This window comes from Pseudomonas sp. B111 (genome assembly GCF_026428275.1).
Taxonomy (GTDB): domain Bacteria; phylum Pseudomonadota; class Gammaproteobacteria; order Pseudomonadales; family Pseudomonadaceae; genus Pseudomonas; species Pseudomonas aeruginosa.
The window spans coordinates 5588490-5607539 of the sequence record NZ_CP097857.1 but is presented as its reverse complement, the minus strand read 5'-3'; the positions used below and the strand labels follow the sequence as shown (position 1 = coordinate 5607539).

The window sequence follows — 19050 nt, the reverse complement described above, 5'->3', positions numbered from 1 at the left end:
CGAGGGATAGGCAGGGGATATCGAAATGGGTCTGTTCAATGCACATGCGGTGGCGCAGCAACGCGCCGACCGGATCGCCACGCTCCTCCAGTCGTTCGCCGACGGCCAGCTCGACACCGCCGTCGGCGAGGCCCCGGCGCCCGGCTACGAGCGTCTCTACGACAGCCTGCGGGCGCTGCAGCGGCAACTGCGCGAACAACGCGCCGAACTCCAGCAGGTGGAAAGCCTGGAGGCGGGGCTGGCGGAGATGAGCCGCCAGCACGAAGCCGGCTGGATCGACCAGACGATTCCCGCCGAACGCCTGGAAGGTCGCGCGGCGCGCATCGCCAAGGGCGTCAACGAACTGGTGGCCGCGCACATCGCGGTGAAGATGAAGGTGGTCAGCGTGGTCACCGCCTACGGCCAGGGCAACTTCGAGCCGCTAATGGACCGCCTGCCGGGCAAGAAGGCGCAGATCACCGAAGCCATCGACGGCGTTCGCGAGCGCCTGCGCGGGGCCGCCGAGGCGACCTCGGCGCAACTGGCCACGGCGGCCTACAACGCGCGGATCAAGAGCGCGCTGGACAACGTCTCGGCCAACGTGATGATCGCCGACAACGACCTCAACATCATCTACATGAACCGCACCGTCAGCGAGATGCTCGGCCGCGCCGAAGCGGATATCCGCAAGCAACTGCCGAACTTCGACGCCGGCCGCCTGATGGGCGCCAACATCGACGTGTTCCACAAGAACCCGGCGCACCAGCGGCACCTGCTGGCCAACCTCACCGGCGTGCACAAGGCCGAGCTCAACCTCGGCGGCCGGCGCTTCTCCCTCGACGTGGTGCCGGTGTTCAACGACGCCAACGAACGCCTCGGCTCCGCCGTGCAATGGACCGACCGCACCGAGGAACACCGCGCCGAGCAGGAAGTCTCGCAACTGGTGCAGGCGGCGGCCGCCGGCGACTTCAGCAAGCGCGTCGAGGAGGCCGGCAAGGAAGGCTTCTTCCTCAGGCTGGCGAAGGACCTGAACAGCCTGGTGGATACCGCCGACCGCGGCTTGCGCGACGTCTCGCGGATGCTCGGGGCGCTGGCCCAGGGCGACCTCACCCAGCGCATCGAGGCCGACTACCAGGGCACCTTCGGCCAGCTCAAGGACTTCTCCAACGAGACCGCGCTGAGCCTGTCGCGGATGCTCGGACAGATTCGCGAGGCCGCCGATACCATCAACACCGCCGCCAGCGAGATCGCCAGCGGCAACGCCGAACTGTCGGCGCGCACCGAGCAGCAGGCGTCGAGCCTGGAGGAAACCGCCTCGAGCATGGAAGAACTGACCAGCACGGTGAAGCTCAACGCCGAGAATGCCCGCCAGGCCAACTCGCTGGCGGCCAATGCCTCGGAAGTGGCGACCCAGGGCGGCACCGTGGTGCAGAAGGTGGTCAGCACCATGTCCTCGATCAACGAGTCGGCGCGCAAGATCGCCGACATCATCGGGGTGATCGACGGCATCGCCTTCCAGACCAACATCCTCGCCCTCAACGCCGCGGTCGAGGCAGCCCGCGCCGGCGAGCAGGGCCGCGGCTTCGCGGTGGTCGCCGGGGAAGTGCGCACCCTCGCCCAGCGTTCCGCCGCCGCGGCCAAGGAGATCAAGACGCTGATCTCCGACTCGGTGGACAAGGTGGAGAACGGCAACACCCTGGTGGCCCAGGCCGGACAGACCATGAGCGACATCGTGGTGGCGATCCGCCGGGTCACCGACATCATGTCGGAGATCGCCGCCGCTTCCGCCGAGCAGAGCACCGGCATCGAAGAGGTGAACAGCGCGGTCTCGCAGATGGACGACATGACCCAGCAGAACGCCGCGCTGGTGGAGGAAGCCGCGGCCGCCGCCGAGGCCATGCAGGAGCAGGCGGGCCTGCTCAACCAGTCGGTGGCGGTGTTCAGGCTGGACACTCCGCCGAGCGTGGTCCAGCTCGCCAGCGCGCGGCCGTCCGCGCCACGCCCCAGCGCGCCGGCGCCGCTGGCCCGCAGCGGCATGGCGCGGGCCAGCAAGGCGCGCAAGGAAGACGGCTGGGAAGAGTTCTGAGACCACGCCGCGCCTCCGCCAGGCGGAGGGCGGCAAGCCCTTAGGGTCGACCAGGGAAACCCGACGCCAATGCCCACCTCCACGCCTTCGCCGGTGTTCGGCAACCAGGAGTTCCACTACACCCGCGAGGACTTCCAGCAAGTACGCGAGCGGCTCTACCGGCTGACCGGCATCAGCCTGGCCGAGAGCAAGGCGCAACTGGTCTATAGCCGCCTCTCGCGGCGCCTGCGCCTGCTGCGGCTCGGCAGCTTCGCCGAATATTTCACCCACCTCGACCGCGAGCCGGGCGAGCAGCAGTTGTTCGTCAACGCGCTGACCACCAACCTCACCGCATTCTTCCGCGAACGCCACCACTTCCCCCTGCTCGCCGACCTCGCCCGCCGCCAGTTGCAGCGGCATCGCCCGCTGCGCATCTGGTCGGCGGCGGCGAGCACCGGCGAGGAACCCTATTCGATCGCCATCACCCTGGTGGAGGCGCTGGGCAGCTTCGATCCGCCGGTGAAGATCGTCGCCTCGGACATCGACACCGGGGTGCTCGACTGCGCCCGCCTGGGCGTCTATCCGCTGGAACGCCTGGAGCAGATGCCGGCGCCGCTGAAGAAACGCTTCTTCCTCCGTGGCACCGGGCCCAACGCCGGCAAGGCGCGGGTGGTGGAGGAACTGCGGCAACTGGTGGAGTTCCGCCAGATCAACCTGCTGGAAGCGGACTGGTCGATCGCCGGGGAACTCGACGCGATCTTCTGCCGCAACGTGATGATCTACTTCGACAAGCCGACCCAGACCCGCCTGCTGGAACGCATGGTGGCCCTGCTGCGGCCGGAGGGCCTGTTCTTCGCCGGGCATTCGGAGAACTTCGTCCACGCCAGCCACCTGGTGCGGCCCGTCGGCCAGACCGTCTACAGCCCGGCCTGATCGCGATGAATCTCCAGGCCCGGGAAGGCGCGCCGCTGAACCGCTACTACGATCCGTACTTCGCCTGCGATGCGGTGAAGCTGTTGCCCGGCGAGTACTTCGCCAGCGGCGAAGACCTGGTGATCGTCACCGTGCTCGGCTCCTGCGTCTCGGTGTGCCTGCGCGACCCGCTCAACGGCATCGCCGGGATGAACCACTTCATGCTCCCCGAGCGCGGCCTCGGCGGCGACCCGGCCTCGCCGTCGGCGCGCTACGGCAGCCACGCCATGGAACTGCTGATCAACCGCATGCTGGCCCTCGGCGCCAACCGCGAGCGCCTGCAGGCCAAGGTCTTCGGCGGCGGCTCGGTACTGCGCCAGATCAGCGCCGCCATCGGCCAGCGCAACGTCGAGTTCACCCTCGACTACCTGGCCACCGAGCGTATCCCGCTGCTCGCCAGCGACGTGCTGGAGGCCTTCCCGCGCAAGATCTACTTCTTCCCGCGCAATGGCCGGGTCCTGGTGAAGTCCCTGGTGGAGCTGAAGAACGACACCGTGCTGCAGCGTGAACGCGACTACCGCCGCCGTATCGATCGCAACGCGGACGGCGGCCCCATCGACCTGTTCTGACTCTCCGGGAGAGCCCGCCATGCCCATCAGTGTCCTGGTCGTCGACGATTCCGCCCTGATCCGCAGCCTGCTCAAGGAGATCATCCAGGCCGACCCGGAGCTACGCCTGGTCGGCTGTGCGCCGGACGCCTTCGTCGCCCGCGACCTGATCAAGCAGCACGCGCCGGACGTGATCAGCCTCGACGTGGAAATGCCGCGGATGGACGGCCTGACCTTCCTCGACAAGCTGATGAAGGCGCGGCCGACCCCGGTGCTGATGATCTCCTCGCTCACCGAGCGCGGTTCCGAAGCCACCCTGCGCGCGCTGGAACTGGGCGCGGTGGACTTCATCGCCAAGCCCCGGCTGGGCATCGCCGAAGGCATGCAGGCCTATGCCGAGGAAATCCGCGCCAAGCTCAAGACCGTCGCCCGCGCCCGCCTGCGCCGCCGTGCGGCGGACGCGCCGGCGCCGCCGGAAAGCGCGGCGCCGCTGCTCAGCACCGAGAAGATCATCGCCCTCGGCGCCTCCACCGGCGGCACCGAGGCGCTCAAGGAAGTGCTGCTCGGCCTGCCGGCGCACAGTCCCGGGGTGGTCATCACCCAGCACATGCCTCCCGGCTTCACCCGCAGCTTCGCCGAGCGCCTGGATCGCCTGACCCGGCTCAGCGTCAGCGAAGCGCGCGACGGCGACCGCATACTGCCCGGCCACGCCCTGGTCGCGCCGGGCGACCACCACATGGAGGTGCAGCGCTCCGGCGCCAACTACGTGGTGCGTTTGAACCGCCAGGCGCAGGTCAACGGCCACCGCCCGGCAGTGGACGTGATGTTCGAGTCGCTGGCTCGCTGCGCCGGGCGCAACCTGCTCGCCGGCCTGCTCACCGGCATGGGCAAGGACGGCGCGCGCGGGCTCCTAGCGATCCGCCAGGCCGGCGGCTACACCCTGGCCCAGGACGAGGCTACCTGCGTGGTCTACGGCATGCCCCGCGAAGCGGTGGAACTGGGCGCCGCGGAAGACGTGCTGCCGCTCGAACGGATCGCCGCCGCGCTGCTCCAGCAAGCCGCCCGGCGCGGCAGCGGCAACCGCCTCTGAGCGGGATCCTGGCCGGCCCGCTGCGCTTTTTCGCCGCCCCCCGCAACCTCCCCCGCCGAGCCCCCGCCGACGACAGGCCCGAACCACGGGCCTTTGCCTGCTCGCCATCATTGTGGCGTCAAATTAATGGCGAAATAAAACCAAATTACGTTGCCTGAAATAATGCACATCTGCACAATTGGCCCTTTCGCCAAAAGTTCGACACACGCTTTCGATCCATGATTTCGGCCGCGGGCCGGGCGAGAAACTGATAGGGATAGCCATGGCGGCGAACTGGGGGTTGCGCGGCAAATCGGTGGTGGCGCTGTTGCTGGCCTGTGCCCTGGCACTGGTCCCGGCGGTGCTGCTGGGCTGGCGCGCGATGGACGACATCCGTACGCACTTCGGCCTGGCCTACGCGAAGAACTTCACCCTGCTGCACCGGCAGAAGATCCTCGCCCCGGTCTCCCGCGAACTGGCGTTGTCGCGCCGTTTCGCCGAATCGGTGGTGACCCGCGACTGGCTGCTGAAGGAAGACGACCCGGCGCGCCGCGCGCTGTTCTTCCGCGAGGCCGAGGGCTACCGCGGCGACTTCCGCGACCACGCCTACTTCATCATCGCCAGCGGCTCCCAGCACTACTACTTCAACGACGGCAGCCAACCCTACAGCGAACGGCCGCGCTACACCCTGGAGGCCGGCGACCCGGAAGACGCCTGGTACTTCAATACCCTGCGCAACAGCGCCGCCTACAACATCAACGTCAATGTCGACAGCAAGCTGAACCTGACCAAGGTCTGGTTCAACCTGGTGATCCGCGACCAGGGCCGGCCCATCGGCCTGGCCGGCAGCGGCCTGGACCTGAGCGGCTTCCTCGACGACTTCATCATCGCCCGCGAGCCGGGCGTGACGCCGATGATCGTCGGCGACGACGGCGCCATCCAGGCCCACCCGGACCGCCGCCTGATCGCCTACAGCTCCGCCGCCGGCGGCGCCAGCGAACGCCACCGGGTGTTCGACCTGCTCGACCAGCCGGAACAGCGCGACGCCCTGCGCGAGGCCATGCGCCTGGCCCGCGCCAAGGCCGGCTCGGTGCACTGCCTGTGGGCCGGCCTCGACGGCCGCCAGCAACTCTTCGCCGTGGCCTACATTCCCCAACTGCGCTGGTACGTGCTCACCGCCGTCGACCTGCACGCCGCCCAGGTCCTCGACAACCGCTGGCTTTGGCCGCTGGCGGGCACGTTCCTGCTGTTGCTGGTGGCCCTGCTGCTGGGCTTCGCCTATGCCGTCGAGCGCCTGCTGTTGCGCCCCCTGCGCAGCCTCAAGCGCTCGGCCAAGGCGATCGCCGCCGGACGCTACGACACGCCGCTGCCGCTGGCGCGCCAGGACGAGATCGGCTCGCTGTCGAAGGCCTTCGCCAGCATGGCCGACCAGGTCCGCCGGCACACCGCCGAGCTGGAAGACAAGGTCCAGGAGCGCACCCAGGCGCTGGAGGAAGCCAACCGCGAGATGGCCGCCGCGCAGAAGAAGATCGGCGACAGCCTCGACTATGCCAGCCTGATCCAGCGCGCGATCCTCCCCGACCGCCAGCTCAGCGCCACCCTCGGCGAGCATCACTTCATCCTGTGGAAACCGCGCGACGTGGTCGGCGGCGACTTCTACGTGTACCGCGAGCAGGCCGACGGCTACCTGATCGGCGTGGTCGACTGCGCCGGTCACGGCGTGCCCGGCGCGCTGATGACCATGCTCGCCCGCGCCGCCATCGACCACGCCATCGAGGCGGTGGGCAGCCGCGACCCGGCGGCGATCCTCGGCGAGACCGACCAGGCGATGCGCAGCATGCTCAGCCAGGAGCAGATCCCCCAGGCGCTGGCCACCAACATGGATGCCGGGCTGGTCTGGGTCGACCGCCGGCGCCGCCAGCTGGCCTTCGCCGGGGCGAAGATCTCGCTGTACGCCAGCGACGGCGAGGAGGTCCAGGAACTCAAGGGCGCGCGCCGGGCGATCGGCGACAAGCGCCGTGGCGACTACCGCAACATCGAGGTACCGCTGGCGCCGGGCTGGACCTTCTACCTGAGCACCGACGGTTTCCTCGACCAGGCCGGCGGCGAACACGGCTTCGGCTTCGGCAGCCGGCGCTTCGCCGACATGCTCCGCGACCACGCACGGCAGCCGCTCCCCGAGCAGGCCGAGGCCTTCGTGGCGACGCTCGCCGAGTACCAGGGCGAGCACCCGCAACGCGACGACATCACCATCCTGTCCTTCCGATTCGACTAGGGGCACCCATGGAAACGCTAGACCTGCTGGCCATGCGTGAAAGCTACACCCGCCAACGCATCCTGCTCTGCTTCAACGGACCGATCTCGCGCAGCCTGATCGAGGAGATAGGCCACGCGCTGCGCAACTACCTGCACGCCGAACAGGCCAAGCCGAGCGAAGCGATGGACGTCTTCGCGGTGTACATCGAGATGACCCAGAACATCCGCCACTACGCCAATCTCAAGGGCTACGGCGAACACGAGGCGGCGGCCACGGTAGCCATCGCCCGCAACGAGGACGGCCACTACGTGGTGTCCGCCGGCAACCTGGTGGAGCGCGACGACGGCCAGAGCCTGGTGCGCAGCATCCAGGCCATCGCCAACCTCGACAAGGCCGCCCTCAAGGCCGCCTACAAGGAGCAGCTACGCCGCCCGCGCGACAGCGGCTGCGCCAGCGGAGCCGGTCTCGGCCTGCTGGACATCGCCCGCAAGTCCAGCGAACCACTGGCCGCATCGCTGAAGGAACAGCCCGACGGGCGCGCCTTCTTCAGCCTGCGCGCCGTGATCTGACCCCGTGTTTTAGGAAGAACACCATCATGAGTGACCTGCACATACCCGGCACCCAGTCCACGCCCGCCATCCAGGGCGACTGGCAGGCCGGACGCCTGTCCATGCAAGGCGATTCCTACCCGGAAAACTCCTATGAACTGTTCGGCCAGGTGATCGACTGGGTCGAGCGCTTCCTCGCCGACGGGCAGCGGCCGCTGGAACTGGACCTGCGCCTGCTGTACCTGAACACCAGTTCGATCAAGGCCATGATGGACATCCTCGACCTGCTCGAAGAGGCCCACCAGGGCGGTCGCCCGGTCAGCCTGCGCTGGCACTACGACCGGCGCAACGAACGGGTCGCCGAGCTGGCCGAGGAGTTCCGCGAGGATTGCAGCTTCCCCTTCGCCATCCAGGCCCACGACGAGTAGCCGACGATGAGCCGCGAACGCGAACTGGACGCCTGGATCGACGGCCTGCTGGCCGATCCGCAGTTCCACGGACATCCGCTGCACCAGGCGCTGGCCCGCCTGCGCCAGCAATCGCTGGAGCAACTGGTGCGGCTGGAGCGCATCGCCCGGATCTCCGACGGTTTCCAGTCGATGGCGCGGGAGCAGAACCTGTCGCTGTCCGAGCGCTACCACAAGCAACTGCGGCGCCTGGAAAAGGTGGCGCGGATCTCCGACCGCTACCAGCAGATGATGCGCGACCTCAACCTGGCGCTGAAGGAAGCCTCGATCCGCGACCCGCTGACCGGCCTGCCCAACCGACGCATGCTGCTGGAGCGCCTCAGGGAGGAGAACGAACGCTCCCAGCGCCACGGCCAGAGCTACGTGCTGGCGATGCTCGACGTGGACTTCTTCAAGCAGGTCAACGATACCTGGGGCCACGACAGCGGCGACCGGGTGCTGGTGGAAATCGCCCGGGCCATGGAGTCCGAGCTGCGCGAATACGACCTCTGCGGCCGCTGGGGCGGCGAGGAATTCCTCCTGCTGCTGCCGCAGACCCGCCTGCAGGATGCCGGCCCGGTACTCGAGCGGGTGCGCGACAGCGTACGGACCCTGGCGGTACGCGTCGGCACCGAGGCGCTGAGCGTCACCGCCAGCGTCGGCGTCACCGAACACCGCATCGGCGAAACCTATTCGCAGACCGTCAATCGCGCCGACGCCGCACTGCTCGACGCCAAGCGCAGCGGCCGCGACAAATGCGTGTTCGCCGCGCTCCCGCCGCTTCCTGCCCCTTCCCGCCCGGCTCCAGCGCGCTGAGCCTCCTCAGGCGTCCAGCCGCTGCGGCCGCACCTGGCCTCGGCTGAGGTCCACCAGCAGCGCCTGAAGCGCCTCGAAGCGCGCCACCGGCAACTCCAGGGTCAGGACGACGCCGTCGGCGCCGTAGTCTTCCGCCGCCACGCTGGCGCCCAGCGCCAGGCTGCGCGCCTTGAGCAGCGCGTGGTCGGCGAAGGCACAGGCGAAGCGCACCCGGCAGCGCTCGACCAGCTCGCTGCGCGGCGCCTGCTGCAGGCACTTGGCCGCGCCGCCGCCATAGGCGCGGGCGAGGCCGCCGGTGCCGAGCTTGATGCCACCGAACCAGCGGCTGACCAGCACCGCCACGCAGTCCATGTTCTGTCCCTCGATGGCCGCCAGGATCGGCCGCCCGGCGCTGCCGCCGGGTTCGCCGTCGTCGCTGAAGCGGTACTGCGCGCCGCACTTCCAGGCCCAGCAGTTGTGTCCGGCGGAAGCGTCGCGGTGGGCGGCGATGAACGCCTGCGCCTCGTCCTCGTCGGCCACCGGCGCGGCGATGGTGTGGAAGCGGCTCTTGCGGATTTCCTCGCGGTATTCGGCGAGGCCTTGCAGGGTGCTCGGCATCGCGTTCAGGCCGCCGGCGGGGTCAGTCCGCAGCCCTTGAGGATGATCCGCACCAGGTTGTCGGCGGCGGCGGCGAAGTCCTGCCTGGACATGCGCTTGCGGCCGGTGACCAGGCCGATCTGGCTGGCGAAGTCGGCGTAGTGCTGGGTGCTGCCCCAGAGCAGGAAGATCAGGTGCACGGGATCCACCGGGTCCATCCGGCCGGCGGCGATCCAGGCCTCGAATACCGCGGCGCGGCCGCGGAACCAGCTGCGGTAGTCCTGGTTGAAATGCGCGGTGAGGCACTCGCCGCCGCTGATGATCTCCATGGCGAAGATCCGCGAGGCCAGCGGGTAGCGGCGGGAGAACTCCATCTTGGCGCGGATGTAGCGGGCCAGCGCCTCGGCCGGATCGTCGTCGACGCCGAGGGTGTTGAAGGTACTGTCCCAGAGTTCGAGGATGTTGCTCAGCACCGCCGTGTAGAGGCCCAGCTTGTTGCCGAAGTAGTAGTGCAGGTTGGCCTTGGGCAGGCCGACGTTCTGCGCGATGGTGTTCATGCTGGTGCCCTTGAAGCCGTGGCGGGCGAACTCCTCCTCGGCCGCGGCGAGGATCGCCTCCTCGTTCTTCTGGCGGATGCGCCCGGCCGGCTTGTCGCGGGCGGCCGGGTCGTGGGCGGGCACTGTCAGGGTCATGCGCAGGTTTCCATCGGCGTGATCCCCGCGTTGATACCCCAGCCCGGCCGCGGGACACAAGCCAGGCGCGGAAAAATTTGCAAACGCCCGTATCAACCCAGCGGCTTGCGCCAGCGCGCCAGGGCGCCGCCCTTCGCGCTGGCCTGCGCCGCTTCGGCAACGCGCTCCTCGGGCAGCAGCAGGTTGAGCAGGATGGCGGTGATGCCGCCGCTGGTGATCGCCGAGTCGAACAGGGTCTTCACCACCGCCGGCATCTGGTCGAGCAGGGTCGGCTGCGCGGCCACGCCGAGGCCGACGCCGAACGAGGCGGCGATGATCAGCACGCTGCGGCGGTCCATCGCGGTCTGGCCGAGAATGCGGATGCCGGCGGCGGCGACGCTGCCGAACATCACCAGGGTGGCGCCGCCGAGCACCGGCTTGGGGATCTGCTGGAGGATCGCGCCGATCCAGGGGAACAGGCCGAGCGCCAGCAACACGCCGCCGATATAGATCCCGACGTGCCGGCTGGCCACCCCGGTGAGCTGGATCACCCCGTTGTTCTGCGCGAAGGTGGTGTTCGGGAAGGCGCTGAAGGTGGCTGCCAGCAGGCAACTGACGCCGTCGCCGAGCACTCCGCCGCGCAACCGCTGCAGATACGCCGGCCCCTCCAGGGGCTGCCGCGAGAGCATGCAGTTGGCGGTCAGGTCGCCGACCGTCTCGATGCTGCTGATCAGGTAGATCAGCGCCACCGGCAGGAAGGCCATCCAGTCGAAGGCGAAGCCGAAGCGGAACGGCTGCGGCAGGCTGACCAGCGGCAGCTCGGGCAGCGCCCGCGGAACGAACAGGCCGGTCGCCCAGGCCGCCAGGGTACCCAGCGCCAGGCCGATGACGATGGCGGCCAGGCGCAGCCAGGGCAGGCGCGAGCGGTTCAGCAGGACGATGCTCAGCAGCACCAGCGCGCCCAGCGCGAGATTGGCCGGTGCGCCGAAGTCCGTGGCCCCGGCTCCGCCGCCGAGGTCGGTGATGCCGACTTTGATCAGGCTGACGCCGATCAGGGTGATGACGATGCCGGTGACCAGCGGCGTGATCACCCGGCGAAGATGGCCGAGGAAACGACTGAGGACGATCTGCACGAAGGCGCCGAAGAAGCACACGCCGAAGATCATCGCGAGGATCTCCTCGGGACCGCCGCCGCGCTGCTTCACCAGCATCCCGGCGGCCAGCACGGCGCCGAGGAAGGCGAAGCTGGTGCCTTGCAGGCAGATCATCCCGGCGCCGATGCCGAACGGCCGGCGCGCCTGGATCAGGGTGCCGGCGCCGGAAACCATCAGCGCCATGCTGATCAGGTACGGCAGGTGCTCGCCGAGGCCGAGCAGCGAGCCGATCACCAGCGGCGGAGTGACGATACCGACGAAGCTGGCCAGCACGTGCTGTAGCGCGGCAAGGAAGGCGGGAAGCGGGCGCGGCCGGTCGTCGAGGCCGTAGATGAGGTCGTTGGGGCGTTGGTCTTCGCTATGCATCGGGCCGTCTCAAGTGGCGCTCCTCGGACAGGAGGAGGATGCACGGCTTCTGCAAAAAGCTGTCCAGGTGATCAGCTTATTCCTGCCGCTCAGGCTGCAGGGCGCGCCCGGCGTGGGTCGAGCGAACAACGGGAGGCAAACGCAAGGACCACGGAGGCGACCGTCGCGCACCGTGCCGATGCACGGCGCGCAATGACGGGGCGCGCTGGCGGGGCCCGGCCGGCAGCCCCGCGCGACGGACTCAGAAGTGGTACTTGACCAGGAAGCTGGCGGTGTTCTGGTCGGTGGTGAAGTACTGCGAGTCCTTCACGCCGTACTTGTCGGACCAGTAGTCGTACTCCAGGCCCACGTACAGGTGCTTCGCCTCGTAGCCGAGGGCCTTGCCCAGGTCGTACTTGACCTGTGGGTTGAAGTGCAGGTTGGCGTGGTAGTCGCTCTGGTTGCGGCGGCTGGTGCTGGCGCTCTTGTTGTTGATCACCCAGTCCATGTAGCCGTCGATGAGGATGTCGGAGTTGCCCACCGGAATGGTGTAGGACCACACCGGGGTGATCTGCCAGGCGCCGGCGCGCACGCGGTTGCCGTCGGGCTTGCGGTAGTAGAAGTTGAGCTGGAAGTAGTCGAAGCCGGGGATCGCCAGGTCGAAGCCCGGGCCGAGCAGGTAGGCCTCGGTGTCGCCTTCGCCGAACTCGTAAGTGCCGGCCAGCAGCACGTCCTTCACCGGGCCGAAGGAGAGGTCCGCTCCGGTGAGCTTGCCGAAGCTCAGGCGCGGAGTGATCTCGCCGTAGTAGGTGTTCTTGCCGTTGCTGGCGTCTTCCTTGCCGTTGTAGTTGATCTGGTCGAAGAAGATGAACAGGTCGCCCCAGGTCCAGCCGCTGGCATGTTCCAGGGTGAGGGTCTGCTGGATCGGCGGGTTGATCTTGAAGTTCTTGCCGTAGAGGTAGGTCAGGCTCTCGTTGTGCCAGAGCAGCGGCCCCGAGTCGGTCTCGTGGGTCGGCGTCATGTCATGGTCTTCGGCGACAGCCTGGCCTGCGGCCAGCAGCCCCCCGGCTAGCATCACGGTGGCGAGTGTGCGGCTCATTGAAACGCTCCTGGAGTGAATAGCTTTTTTTCTAGTGGGCGAACCTGTCCGAGCGGTCAGGCCTCGCCATGGATAGCAAGAACGAAGCCAAGACGGCGCGGGCGCTTCGCCGGGTTTCCAACGGCGAAGGGAACGCCTGTTTTTTCAGTGTTCTGGACAAAGGCGGCGAAATGCCTCCAACCTCTCTACGACGGCAAAACCTGACCCCAAGGACAGTTTCTGCCTTGCGCTGGTGCGTGGTCGGGAGGGGCGTGCTCGACTTTGGGATGGCAGCGCGAAGAAAACTGGATACACAAAAGCGTTTTGTGACAAAAAGAATCAGTAGGATTTTGTACACAAAACACTGCGTGGTATTTCTACACATCACCGCCCCGGCGTTCGGGCGAGAAGCGGCGCGGATGATGCCAGAGACGGCGGGCGGAATTCATCCCCGAATGGGGTTTTTCGTCGGGTTTCAGGACGCCCGGACGTAAATTCGCCAGGGCCTGGGAGACTCCGGTGGCATGACATCCAGAAAGCGCTCTCGATGTCGCGTAGCGGAGCGCGCTCGAGTACGGGTCGCCTGGCAGCCTATGCCTCTGCCGGGACTTCTTGCTTCGCCATCCGCAGGGCGGATACGCCTTGGGCATTATCCGCCGGACAGGTCTCCCCGCCTCACCCACATGGGCCCCCTCACCACACCGCGATCTGCGAATCGGTGCGCGGCTCGGTGCCGCCACAGAGCACGCCGCTGGCCGGGTCGCGCAGGACGATCTGGCCGCGCCCGTAGCTGGTCGAGTCGTAGGCGATCTCCACCTGGTGCCCACGCTGCGCCAGCTCCGCCGCCAGCGCGCGCGGCGCGGCATGTTCGATGCCGACGCGCAGCCCGCCCAGCCACTGCCAGCGCGGCGCGTCGAGGGCGGCCTGGGGGTTGAGGCCGAAGTCCACTAGGTTCATCACCATCTGCACGTGGCCCTGCGGCTGCATATAGGCGCCCATCACGCCGAACGGGCCGAGCGGCACGCCGTCCTTGCTGAGGAAACCGGGAATGATGGTGTGGAAGGTCTGCTTGCCCGGCTCCAGGCAATTCACGTGGTCCGGATCGAGGCTGAACTCGGCGCCGCGGTTCTGCAAGGCGATGCCGGTGCCGGGCACCACCACGCCGGAGCCGAAGCCGTGGTAGTTGCTCTGGATGAACGAGACCAGGTTGCCCTCCTCGTCGCCACAGGCCAGGTACACCGTGCCGCCCGGCCTCGGCTGGCCGGGGCTGGGATCGAGCGCGCGCTCGCCGATCAGCGCACGGCGGCTGGCGGCGTAGTCCTCGTGCAGCAGTTCCTCGACCGAGACCCGCATCGACTGCGGCTGGCTGATGTAGTGCAGCCCGTCGACGTACGCCAGCTTCATCGCCTCCAGTTGGCGATGCCAGGTCCGCGCGCAGTCGCGCTCGCCGAATTCGAAGCCCTTGAGGATGTTCAGGGTCATCAGGGCGATCAGGCCCTGGCCGCTCGGCGGAATCTCCCAGACGTCATAGCCACGGTAGTTCAGCGAGATCGGTTCGACCCACTTCGCCTGGTAGCCGGCCAGGTCCTCCGCGCGCAGGTAGCCGCCGCTGCGCTCGGCGTGGCCGACGATGGCCTTGGCCAGCTCGCCGCGATAGAAGCTTTCGCACTGGCTGCGCGCCAGCTCGTCCAGGGTGTCGGCCTGGCCCGGCTGGCGGAACACCTCGCCGGCGCGCGGAGCCCGGCCGTCGATGAGGAACTCGTCGAACCAGGCCCGCAGCTCGGGCCGCTGCGGCAACGCCGCACGGAACTTGTCCAGGCCGCTCTGCCACAGGCGGGCGATCACCGGCGAGACCGGAAAGCCATCGCGAGCCAGCTCGATCGCCGGCCGCAGCAGTTGTTCGAACGGCAATTTGCCGAAGCGCCGCGACAGTTCGGCCCAGGCCGCCGGACAGCCCGGCACGGTGACCGGCGTCCAGCCGTACAGCGGCATCCGCTCGTGGCCGGCGGCGCGCACCCGCTCGCGATCGAGCAGGCCCGGCGCGCGCCCGCTGGCGTCCAGGCCGTGCAGACGGCCGCGGGTCCAGACCAGGGCGAAGGCATCGCCGCCGATCCCGCAGCCGGTCGGCTCGACCACCGTCAGCGCGGCGGCGGTGGCGATCGCCGCGTCGATGGCATTGCCGCCACGGCGCAATATCTCCAACCCGACCTGCGCCGCCTGCGGCTGCGAGGTGGCGACCATGCCGCGGCGGGCATGGACCGGCGAACGTTGCGAGGCGTAGGGAAGCGCGTGGGCGGAGAAGTCGAGCATCGGCGTGGGCTCCGGGAAACTTGAGGCGGCAGGTTAGCCCTGCCAGACTCTGCCGACTAGCGACACGACGCCAAGTCATGACGATGAACGGACAGCCTGCGGAACTGCACCGCCCGATTCCCACCCTCGCCCGCCTGCCACGGCCGGTCTACGCGCGCGCCGAAAGCCTGCGCGCCGGCTCCTGGACCTCGCGCCACCAGCACGCCTGGGTACAGCTTTCCTACGCCATCAGCGGCGTGCTCGGCGTACATACCGCCGAGGGCAGCTTCTTCGCCCCGCCGCAGCGGGCGATCTGGATTCCGGCGCAGCTGGAACACGAGGTGGTCACCTCCACCCGCGCCGAGATGCGCAGCCTGTACATCCGTGGCGACGCCTGCGCCTGGGCGCCGACGCGCTGCCGGGTGCTGGAGGTGACGCCGCTGGCGCGCGAGCTGATCAAGAGTTTCTGCGAGTTGCCGGTGGACTACCCGGAGGGCGACAGCGCCGAATCGCGGCTGGTGCAGGTGCTGCTGGACCAGTTGCGGCTGCTGCCGGAGGTCGCCTTCTCCCTGCCGATGCCGCGCGAGCCGCGCCTGCTGCGGCTGTGCCAGGCACTGATCGACGAACCGACCCAGAGCCTGACCATGGGCGACTGGGCGCAGCGCCTGGGCACCTCGGAAAAGACCCTGTCGCGCCTGTTCCAGCGCGAGACCGGGATGAACTACCGGCTCTGGCGCCAACGCCAGCGCCTGCTCGCCTCGCTCAACGCGCTGGAGGCCGGCGACAGCGTCACCGGCGCCGCCCTGGACAGCGGCTACGACTCGACCTCGGCCTACATCGCCGCCTTCAAGGGACTCTTCGGCTTCACTCCCGGCGAACTGTTCCGCCAGCGCTGAGCCCGGCGAAGGGCCCAGCGCGCGGGGCTCAGAACACGTCGATGGGGTAGTCGACGATCACCCGGTATTCGTCGATGTCGTTGTCCACCGCGCTGTAGCCGCCGGTGCCGCGGTGGGTGGCCCAGCGCAGGCGCAGCGAGAGGTCCTTGGCCGGACCGCCCTGGACCACGTACTGCAGGTCGAGGTCGCGTTCCCAGTGCTTGGCGTTCTTGCCGTCGGCGCTGTACCAGCCGCCGTAGCCGGGGCTGTCCGGATCGACCCGGGTCAGGTCCAGCTTGCCGCGCGAGTACGAGGCCGAGGCGCTCAGGCCGGGCAGGCCGAGGGCGACGAAGTCGTAGTCGTATTGCAGCTTCCAGGACTTCTCGTTGGGACCGTTGAAGTCGGAATACTGCTGCGAGTTGTCGAGGAAGATGCTGTCGCCCTGGTTGATGTAGTCGAACGGCGTGTTGCCGTTGACCTTCTGCAGCACCGCGGTGACGGTGTGTTGCTTGTAGCCGACCGCGAAATGCAGGCTGTAGGTGTTGTTGTCGATCCGGCCGAGCAGCGAGTCGCCGCTGTCGACGGTCTTGTAGTAGTGCGCGCCGGGGTTCAGCGACCAGTTGTCGTCGATCTCGTAGGTGTAGTCGACGTCGGCGTAGTACTGCTTCCAGACGTTCTGCAGTTCGGCGGCGTACAGGCTGCTGGTGAAGCCCTCGATACCGCCCCAGGTGCCGCCCAGCCAGCTGAGATGATGGCTGTCGCGGTCGCCCGGCAGTTCGCCGTAGTACGAGCCGAGGCGACGGTGGCCGCTCTGGTTGTAGTACTTGGTGAAACTGACCTGGCCAGCCGTGAGGGTCAGGTCCTCGAAACTGTTGTTGGTCAGGCTCACGCCGCGGAAGGTCTGCGGCAGCATGCGCGACTCGCCGCCGGCGACCACCGGGTTGCTGAGGAACTGGTCGCCCAGCTTCAGCTCGGTGTCGAAGGCGCGGATCTTCAGCGCCGCCCCGCCACTGGAGAACTCATCGGGCGCCTTGCCGGACTCGTAGCCTTCCTTGCTCGGCGCGGTGATCGGCAGGATGCTGGTGCCGCCGGTACCGCCGCCGCCGTCGAGCTTCAGCCCGAGCATGCCGTAGGCGTCGACGCCGAAGCCGACCACGCCGGGCGTGTAGCCGGACTGAAAGGTGGCGATGAAGCCTTGCGCCCATTCCTTGCTGTCGTGCCCGGAAGCGTGCCGGCGGTCATGGTTGAAGTAGTAGTTGCGGGTCAGCAATTGGAGGCTGGAGCCTTCGATGAAGCCTTCTTTGGCTTCCCCCTCATCGGCCCAGGCGGCGGACGCGGTGCACAGCGCCAGCGCCATCGGCGTCAAGGCGAACAGATTCCTCATTGCGGTTGCTCCTTCTTACAGCGTGGTGAAATCCGGCAAGGCCGGAAAGCGTGTTGTGGTGTCGTTCCCGGCGACGCTTCTGCTGGCCTCGCGCGGGCGATCGCTCCCATGGGGCGCCCAGCCGGGCGCAACCCGAAAAAAAAGGCCGCTGGTATCAGCGGCCTTGAGAAGACGTCGAATAGGAGCAATCAAAGTTCGGCGTCGGGAAGTCTTGCCAGTGTATTTCCGGACACTGGAAACCGGCTGGAACGCAGTCGGACTCTTCTATTGAAAGTCTCTTCGACTCATCGGGCTTTAGGCTTTCCACGTCCCGCTCTTGCATGGCGAGATCGATGAAGACAGAACGAATATCGTCGACAGCCAGCGACAATTATCCATTGAGCTGGCGCGATTATATTTTTTTGCCACTATCGGAAAAACCCGATATCCAACGAAAGTCTTTTACATATTCTGCAAGAATTGTCCGAACGGTCAGGAAGGCAAAAAAAACGCCGCATATCATATGCGGCGCAAGGACAGGGTACCCAGGCTCACGCTTCCCGAGTACCCGGGGGAAGCCATGGCGCGGCTGGCGCCATGCGCTAGATCAGGAGTCGCTGCGGGCCCCGGCCTGCGCGGCGGAGGCGGAAAGTTCCTGCTGGTGCTCGATGGCCTGCTGGTTGGCGTCGACCATGCGGTTGGTCATCAGCGAGGACTCTTCGGCGAAACCGGCCTGGGAAAATGCGAGGGAAAACAAACTGAGTATGGCGGCAGCAAGGATCTGGCGATTCATGGCGGGTCTCCGATGACACCCTGTTCACTTGGGACAGGCGCCATATTAGTTAACCGCCATGCTCGGAAAAATAGCCAAACAGACGAGAGAGTATTACCTCAATAACAACAATCCTTCACTGTGCCCAGTAACTTGAACTTTGCATGGTGGTTTCGTCGCGGGCGAATGCCTGGGGAAGTTCCTGTTGCAACAGATCGACCCAGGTGCGGATCTTCGCGTCCAGGTAACGCCGCGAGGGATACAGCGCATAGATGGTCCGCTCGTGCATGGCATGGCCGGGCAACACCCGTAGCAGCTCGCCGTTGCGCAGCGCCGCGGCCGCCACGTAGCTGGGCAGCAGGGCGATGCCGAGGTCGGCCTTGGCCGCCTGGGCCATGACCTCGGCGACATTGACCATGAAGGTGTTCTGCGGGCTGACGGTGCGCTCGCCCTGCTCGTCGGCGAAGATCCAGCCCTCCGGGTAGGCCGGATCCTGCAGGCGCAGGCAGACGTGGCGCTCCAGGTCGTCCACCGAGCGCGGCACGCCGTGCTGCTGCAGGTAGCCGGGACTGGCGCAGAGCACACTGTGGATGCTGCCCAGGCGCTGGGCGACGAACTCCGAGTCGGGCAACTGGCGCTCGCCGGTGATCAGCACGTCCTGGCCTTCCTCGAGCATGTCCGGGTTGCGCTGGGACAGGGTCAGCTCGATCACCACGTCGGGGAACAGTGCGCCGTAGCGGGCGATCATCGGCACCAGGTGATGCTGGCCCATGCCCATCAGCGACTGCACGCGCAAGCGGCCGCAGGGGCGGATGTGCGCGCCGGCGGCTTCGGCCTCGGCGACCTCGATGTCCTCGAGGATCCCGCGGCACCGCTCCAGGTAGCGCTCGCCGGCCTCGGTCAGGGCCAGGCGCCGGGTGGTGCGGTGCAGCAGGCGCGTCTGCAGGTGCGCCTCCAGGTCGGAGATCAGCCGCGATACCTGCGCGGTGGACAGGTCCAGGGCCTGGGCGGCGGAAGTGAAGCTGCCGCTGTCCACCACCCTGGCAAACACGCGCATGCCTTGCAATGTGTCCACTATTACCTCGGTTGCAAAACAGATTCGTAAATTGGTCGGATTTTCCCTGGCGCCGGGCTGCCTATACTGGCCGCCGTCGCCGTAGCAACGCCGGGCATACCCTGCCCGGCGTTGGGGCGGATGGCCCACCCACCGTCCGCTCTCCTTCCCCC

General features: G+C 67.7%; 18 protein-coding genes. 10 read left to right on the top strand and 8 right to left on the bottom strand.

Features of this window, described 5'->3' with window-relative positions; all coding sequences use genetic code 11:
• The first annotated feature begins 25 nt into the window (after nt 1–25).
• From aer2 to siaD, 8 genes are all read left to right on the top strand, one after another.
• Nucleotides 26–2065: an aerotaxis transducer Aer2 gene (aer2, locus tag M6E97_RS25950; RefSeq protein ID WP_003123817.1), complete on the top strand. Its 2040-nt coding sequence runs from the start codon at nt 26–28 to the stop codon at nt 2063–2065.
• A gap of 69 nt (nt 2066–2134) precedes the next feature.
• Nucleotides 2135–2977, top strand: a complete 843-nt coding sequence (locus M6E97_RS25945) for a CheR family methyltransferase (protein WP_003083930.1) — start codon at nt 2135–2137, stop codon at nt 2975–2977.
• A gap of 5 nt (nt 2978–2982) precedes the next feature.
• Entirely contained in the window at nt 2983–3585 is a 603-nt protein-coding gene (gene cheD / locus M6E97_RS25940; protein ID WP_003137051.1) for a chemoreceptor glutamine deamidase CheD, read from the top strand.
• Between the two features lie 19 nt (nt 3586–3604).
• Nucleotides 3605–4654: a protein-glutamate methylesterase/protein-glutamine glutaminase gene (locus M6E97_RS25935; RefSeq protein ID WP_003083922.1), complete on the top strand. Its 1050-nt coding sequence runs from the start codon at nt 3605–3607 to the stop codon at nt 4652–4654.
• Between the two features lie 262 nt (nt 4655–4916).
• On the top strand, nt 4917–6908 hold the full coding sequence (gene siaA / locus M6E97_RS25930) for a biofilm regulation protein phosphatase SiaA (RefSeq protein ID WP_003083920.1): 1992 nt from the start codon (nt 4917–4919) through the stop codon (nt 6906–6908).
• Nucleotides 6909–6916: 8 nt separating this feature from the next.
• The gene (gene siaB / locus M6E97_RS25925) at nt 6917–7459 is read left to right on the top strand and encodes a biofilm formation regulator kinase SiaB (RefSeq protein WP_003083916.1); all 543 of its coding nucleotides are present in this window, start codon (nt 6917–6919) and stop codon (nt 7457–7459) included.
• A 26-nt stretch (nt 7460–7485) separates the two neighbouring features.
• Complete coding sequence (gene siaC / locus M6E97_RS25920; RefSeq protein ID WP_003083913.1) at nt 7486–7866, top strand: biofilm formation regulator SiaD modulator protein SiaC; 381 nt, start codon at nt 7486–7488, stop codon at nt 7864–7866.
• A 6-nt stretch (nt 7867–7872) separates the two neighbouring features.
• Nucleotides 7873–8700, top strand: a complete 828-nt coding sequence (gene siaD / locus M6E97_RS25915; protein ID WP_003083910.1) for a biofilm formation regulator diguanylate cyclase SiaD — start codon at nt 7873–7875, stop codon at nt 8698–8700.
• A 6-nt stretch (nt 8701–8706) separates the two neighbouring features.
• Here siaD and M6E97_RS25910 read toward each other — a convergent pair whose 3' ends face one another.
• The 4 genes from M6E97_RS25910 to M6E97_RS25895 form a co-directional block, all read right to left on the bottom strand.
• The gene (locus tag M6E97_RS25910) at nt 8707–9297 is read right to left on the bottom strand and encodes an IMPACT family protein (RefSeq protein WP_034005122.1); all 591 of its coding nucleotides are present in this window, start codon (nt 9295–9297) and stop codon (nt 8707–8709) included.
• Nucleotides 9298–9302: 5 nt separating this feature from the next.
• Nucleotides 9303–9968: a TetR/AcrR family transcriptional regulator gene (locus M6E97_RS25905; protein ID WP_003083903.1), complete on the bottom strand. Its 666-nt coding sequence runs from the start codon at nt 9966–9968 to the stop codon at nt 9303–9305.
• A 92-nt stretch (nt 9969–10060) separates the two neighbouring features.
• Nucleotides 10061–11467 carry a uracil-xanthine permease family protein gene (locus M6E97_RS25900; RefSeq protein ID WP_003083900.1) on the bottom strand — a complete coding sequence of 469 codons (1407 nt, stop codon included), beginning with the start codon at nt 11465–11467 and terminating at the stop codon, nt 10061–10063.
• Between the two features lie 241 nt (nt 11468–11708).
• Nucleotides 11709–12545, bottom strand: a complete 837-nt coding sequence (locus tag M6E97_RS25895; RefSeq protein WP_034005124.1) for an outer membrane protein OmpK — start codon at nt 12543–12545, stop codon at nt 11709–11711.
• 68 nt (nt 12546–12613) lie between these two features.
• On the opposite strand from M6E97_RS25895, the gene M6E97_RS25890 reads away from it, so the two are divergent.
• Complete coding sequence (locus tag M6E97_RS25890; RefSeq protein ID WP_126620911.1) at nt 12614–13018, top strand: hypothetical protein; 405 nt, start codon at nt 12614–12616, stop codon at nt 13016–13018.
• Nucleotides 13019–13217: 199 nt separating this feature from the next.
• Here the strand turns inward: M6E97_RS25890 and M6E97_RS25885 are convergent, their stop codons facing one another.
• Complete coding sequence (locus tag M6E97_RS25885) at nt 13218–14834, bottom strand: gamma-glutamyltransferase family protein (protein ID WP_034005126.1); 1617 nt, start codon at nt 14832–14834, stop codon at nt 13218–13220.
• 77 nt (nt 14835–14911) lie between these two features.
• Between M6E97_RS25885 and M6E97_RS25880 the strand changes: the two genes are divergently transcribed.
• Nucleotides 14912–15709 (top strand): AraC family transcriptional regulator, encoded by a 798-nt coding sequence (locus M6E97_RS25880; protein ID WP_079385778.1) that lies wholly within the window; start codon nt 14912–14914, stop codon nt 15707–15709.
• Between the two features lie 28 nt (nt 15710–15737).
• Here M6E97_RS25880 and M6E97_RS25875 read toward each other — a convergent pair whose 3' ends face one another.
• The 3 genes from M6E97_RS25875 to M6E97_RS25865 all read right to left on the bottom strand — a co-directional run bounded on the left by M6E97_RS25875 (nt 15738) and on the right by M6E97_RS25865 (nt 18898).
• On the bottom strand, nt 15738–17072 hold the full coding sequence (locus M6E97_RS25875) for an OprD family porin (RefSeq protein ID WP_003112121.1): 1335 nt from the start codon (nt 17070–17072) through the stop codon (nt 15738–15740).
• 586 nt (nt 17073–17658) lie between these two features.
• Nucleotides 17659–17844 carry a hypothetical protein gene (locus tag M6E97_RS25870; protein WP_003083879.1) on the bottom strand — a complete coding sequence of 62 codons (186 nt, stop codon included), beginning with the start codon at nt 17842–17844 and terminating at the stop codon, nt 17659–17661.
• Nucleotides 17845–17959: 115 nt separating this feature from the next.
• Complete coding sequence (locus tag M6E97_RS25865; protein ID WP_003083876.1) at nt 17960–18898, bottom strand: LysR family transcriptional regulator; 939 nt, start codon at nt 18896–18898, stop codon at nt 17960–17962.
• Between the last annotated feature and the right edge of the window lie 152 nt (nt 18899–19050).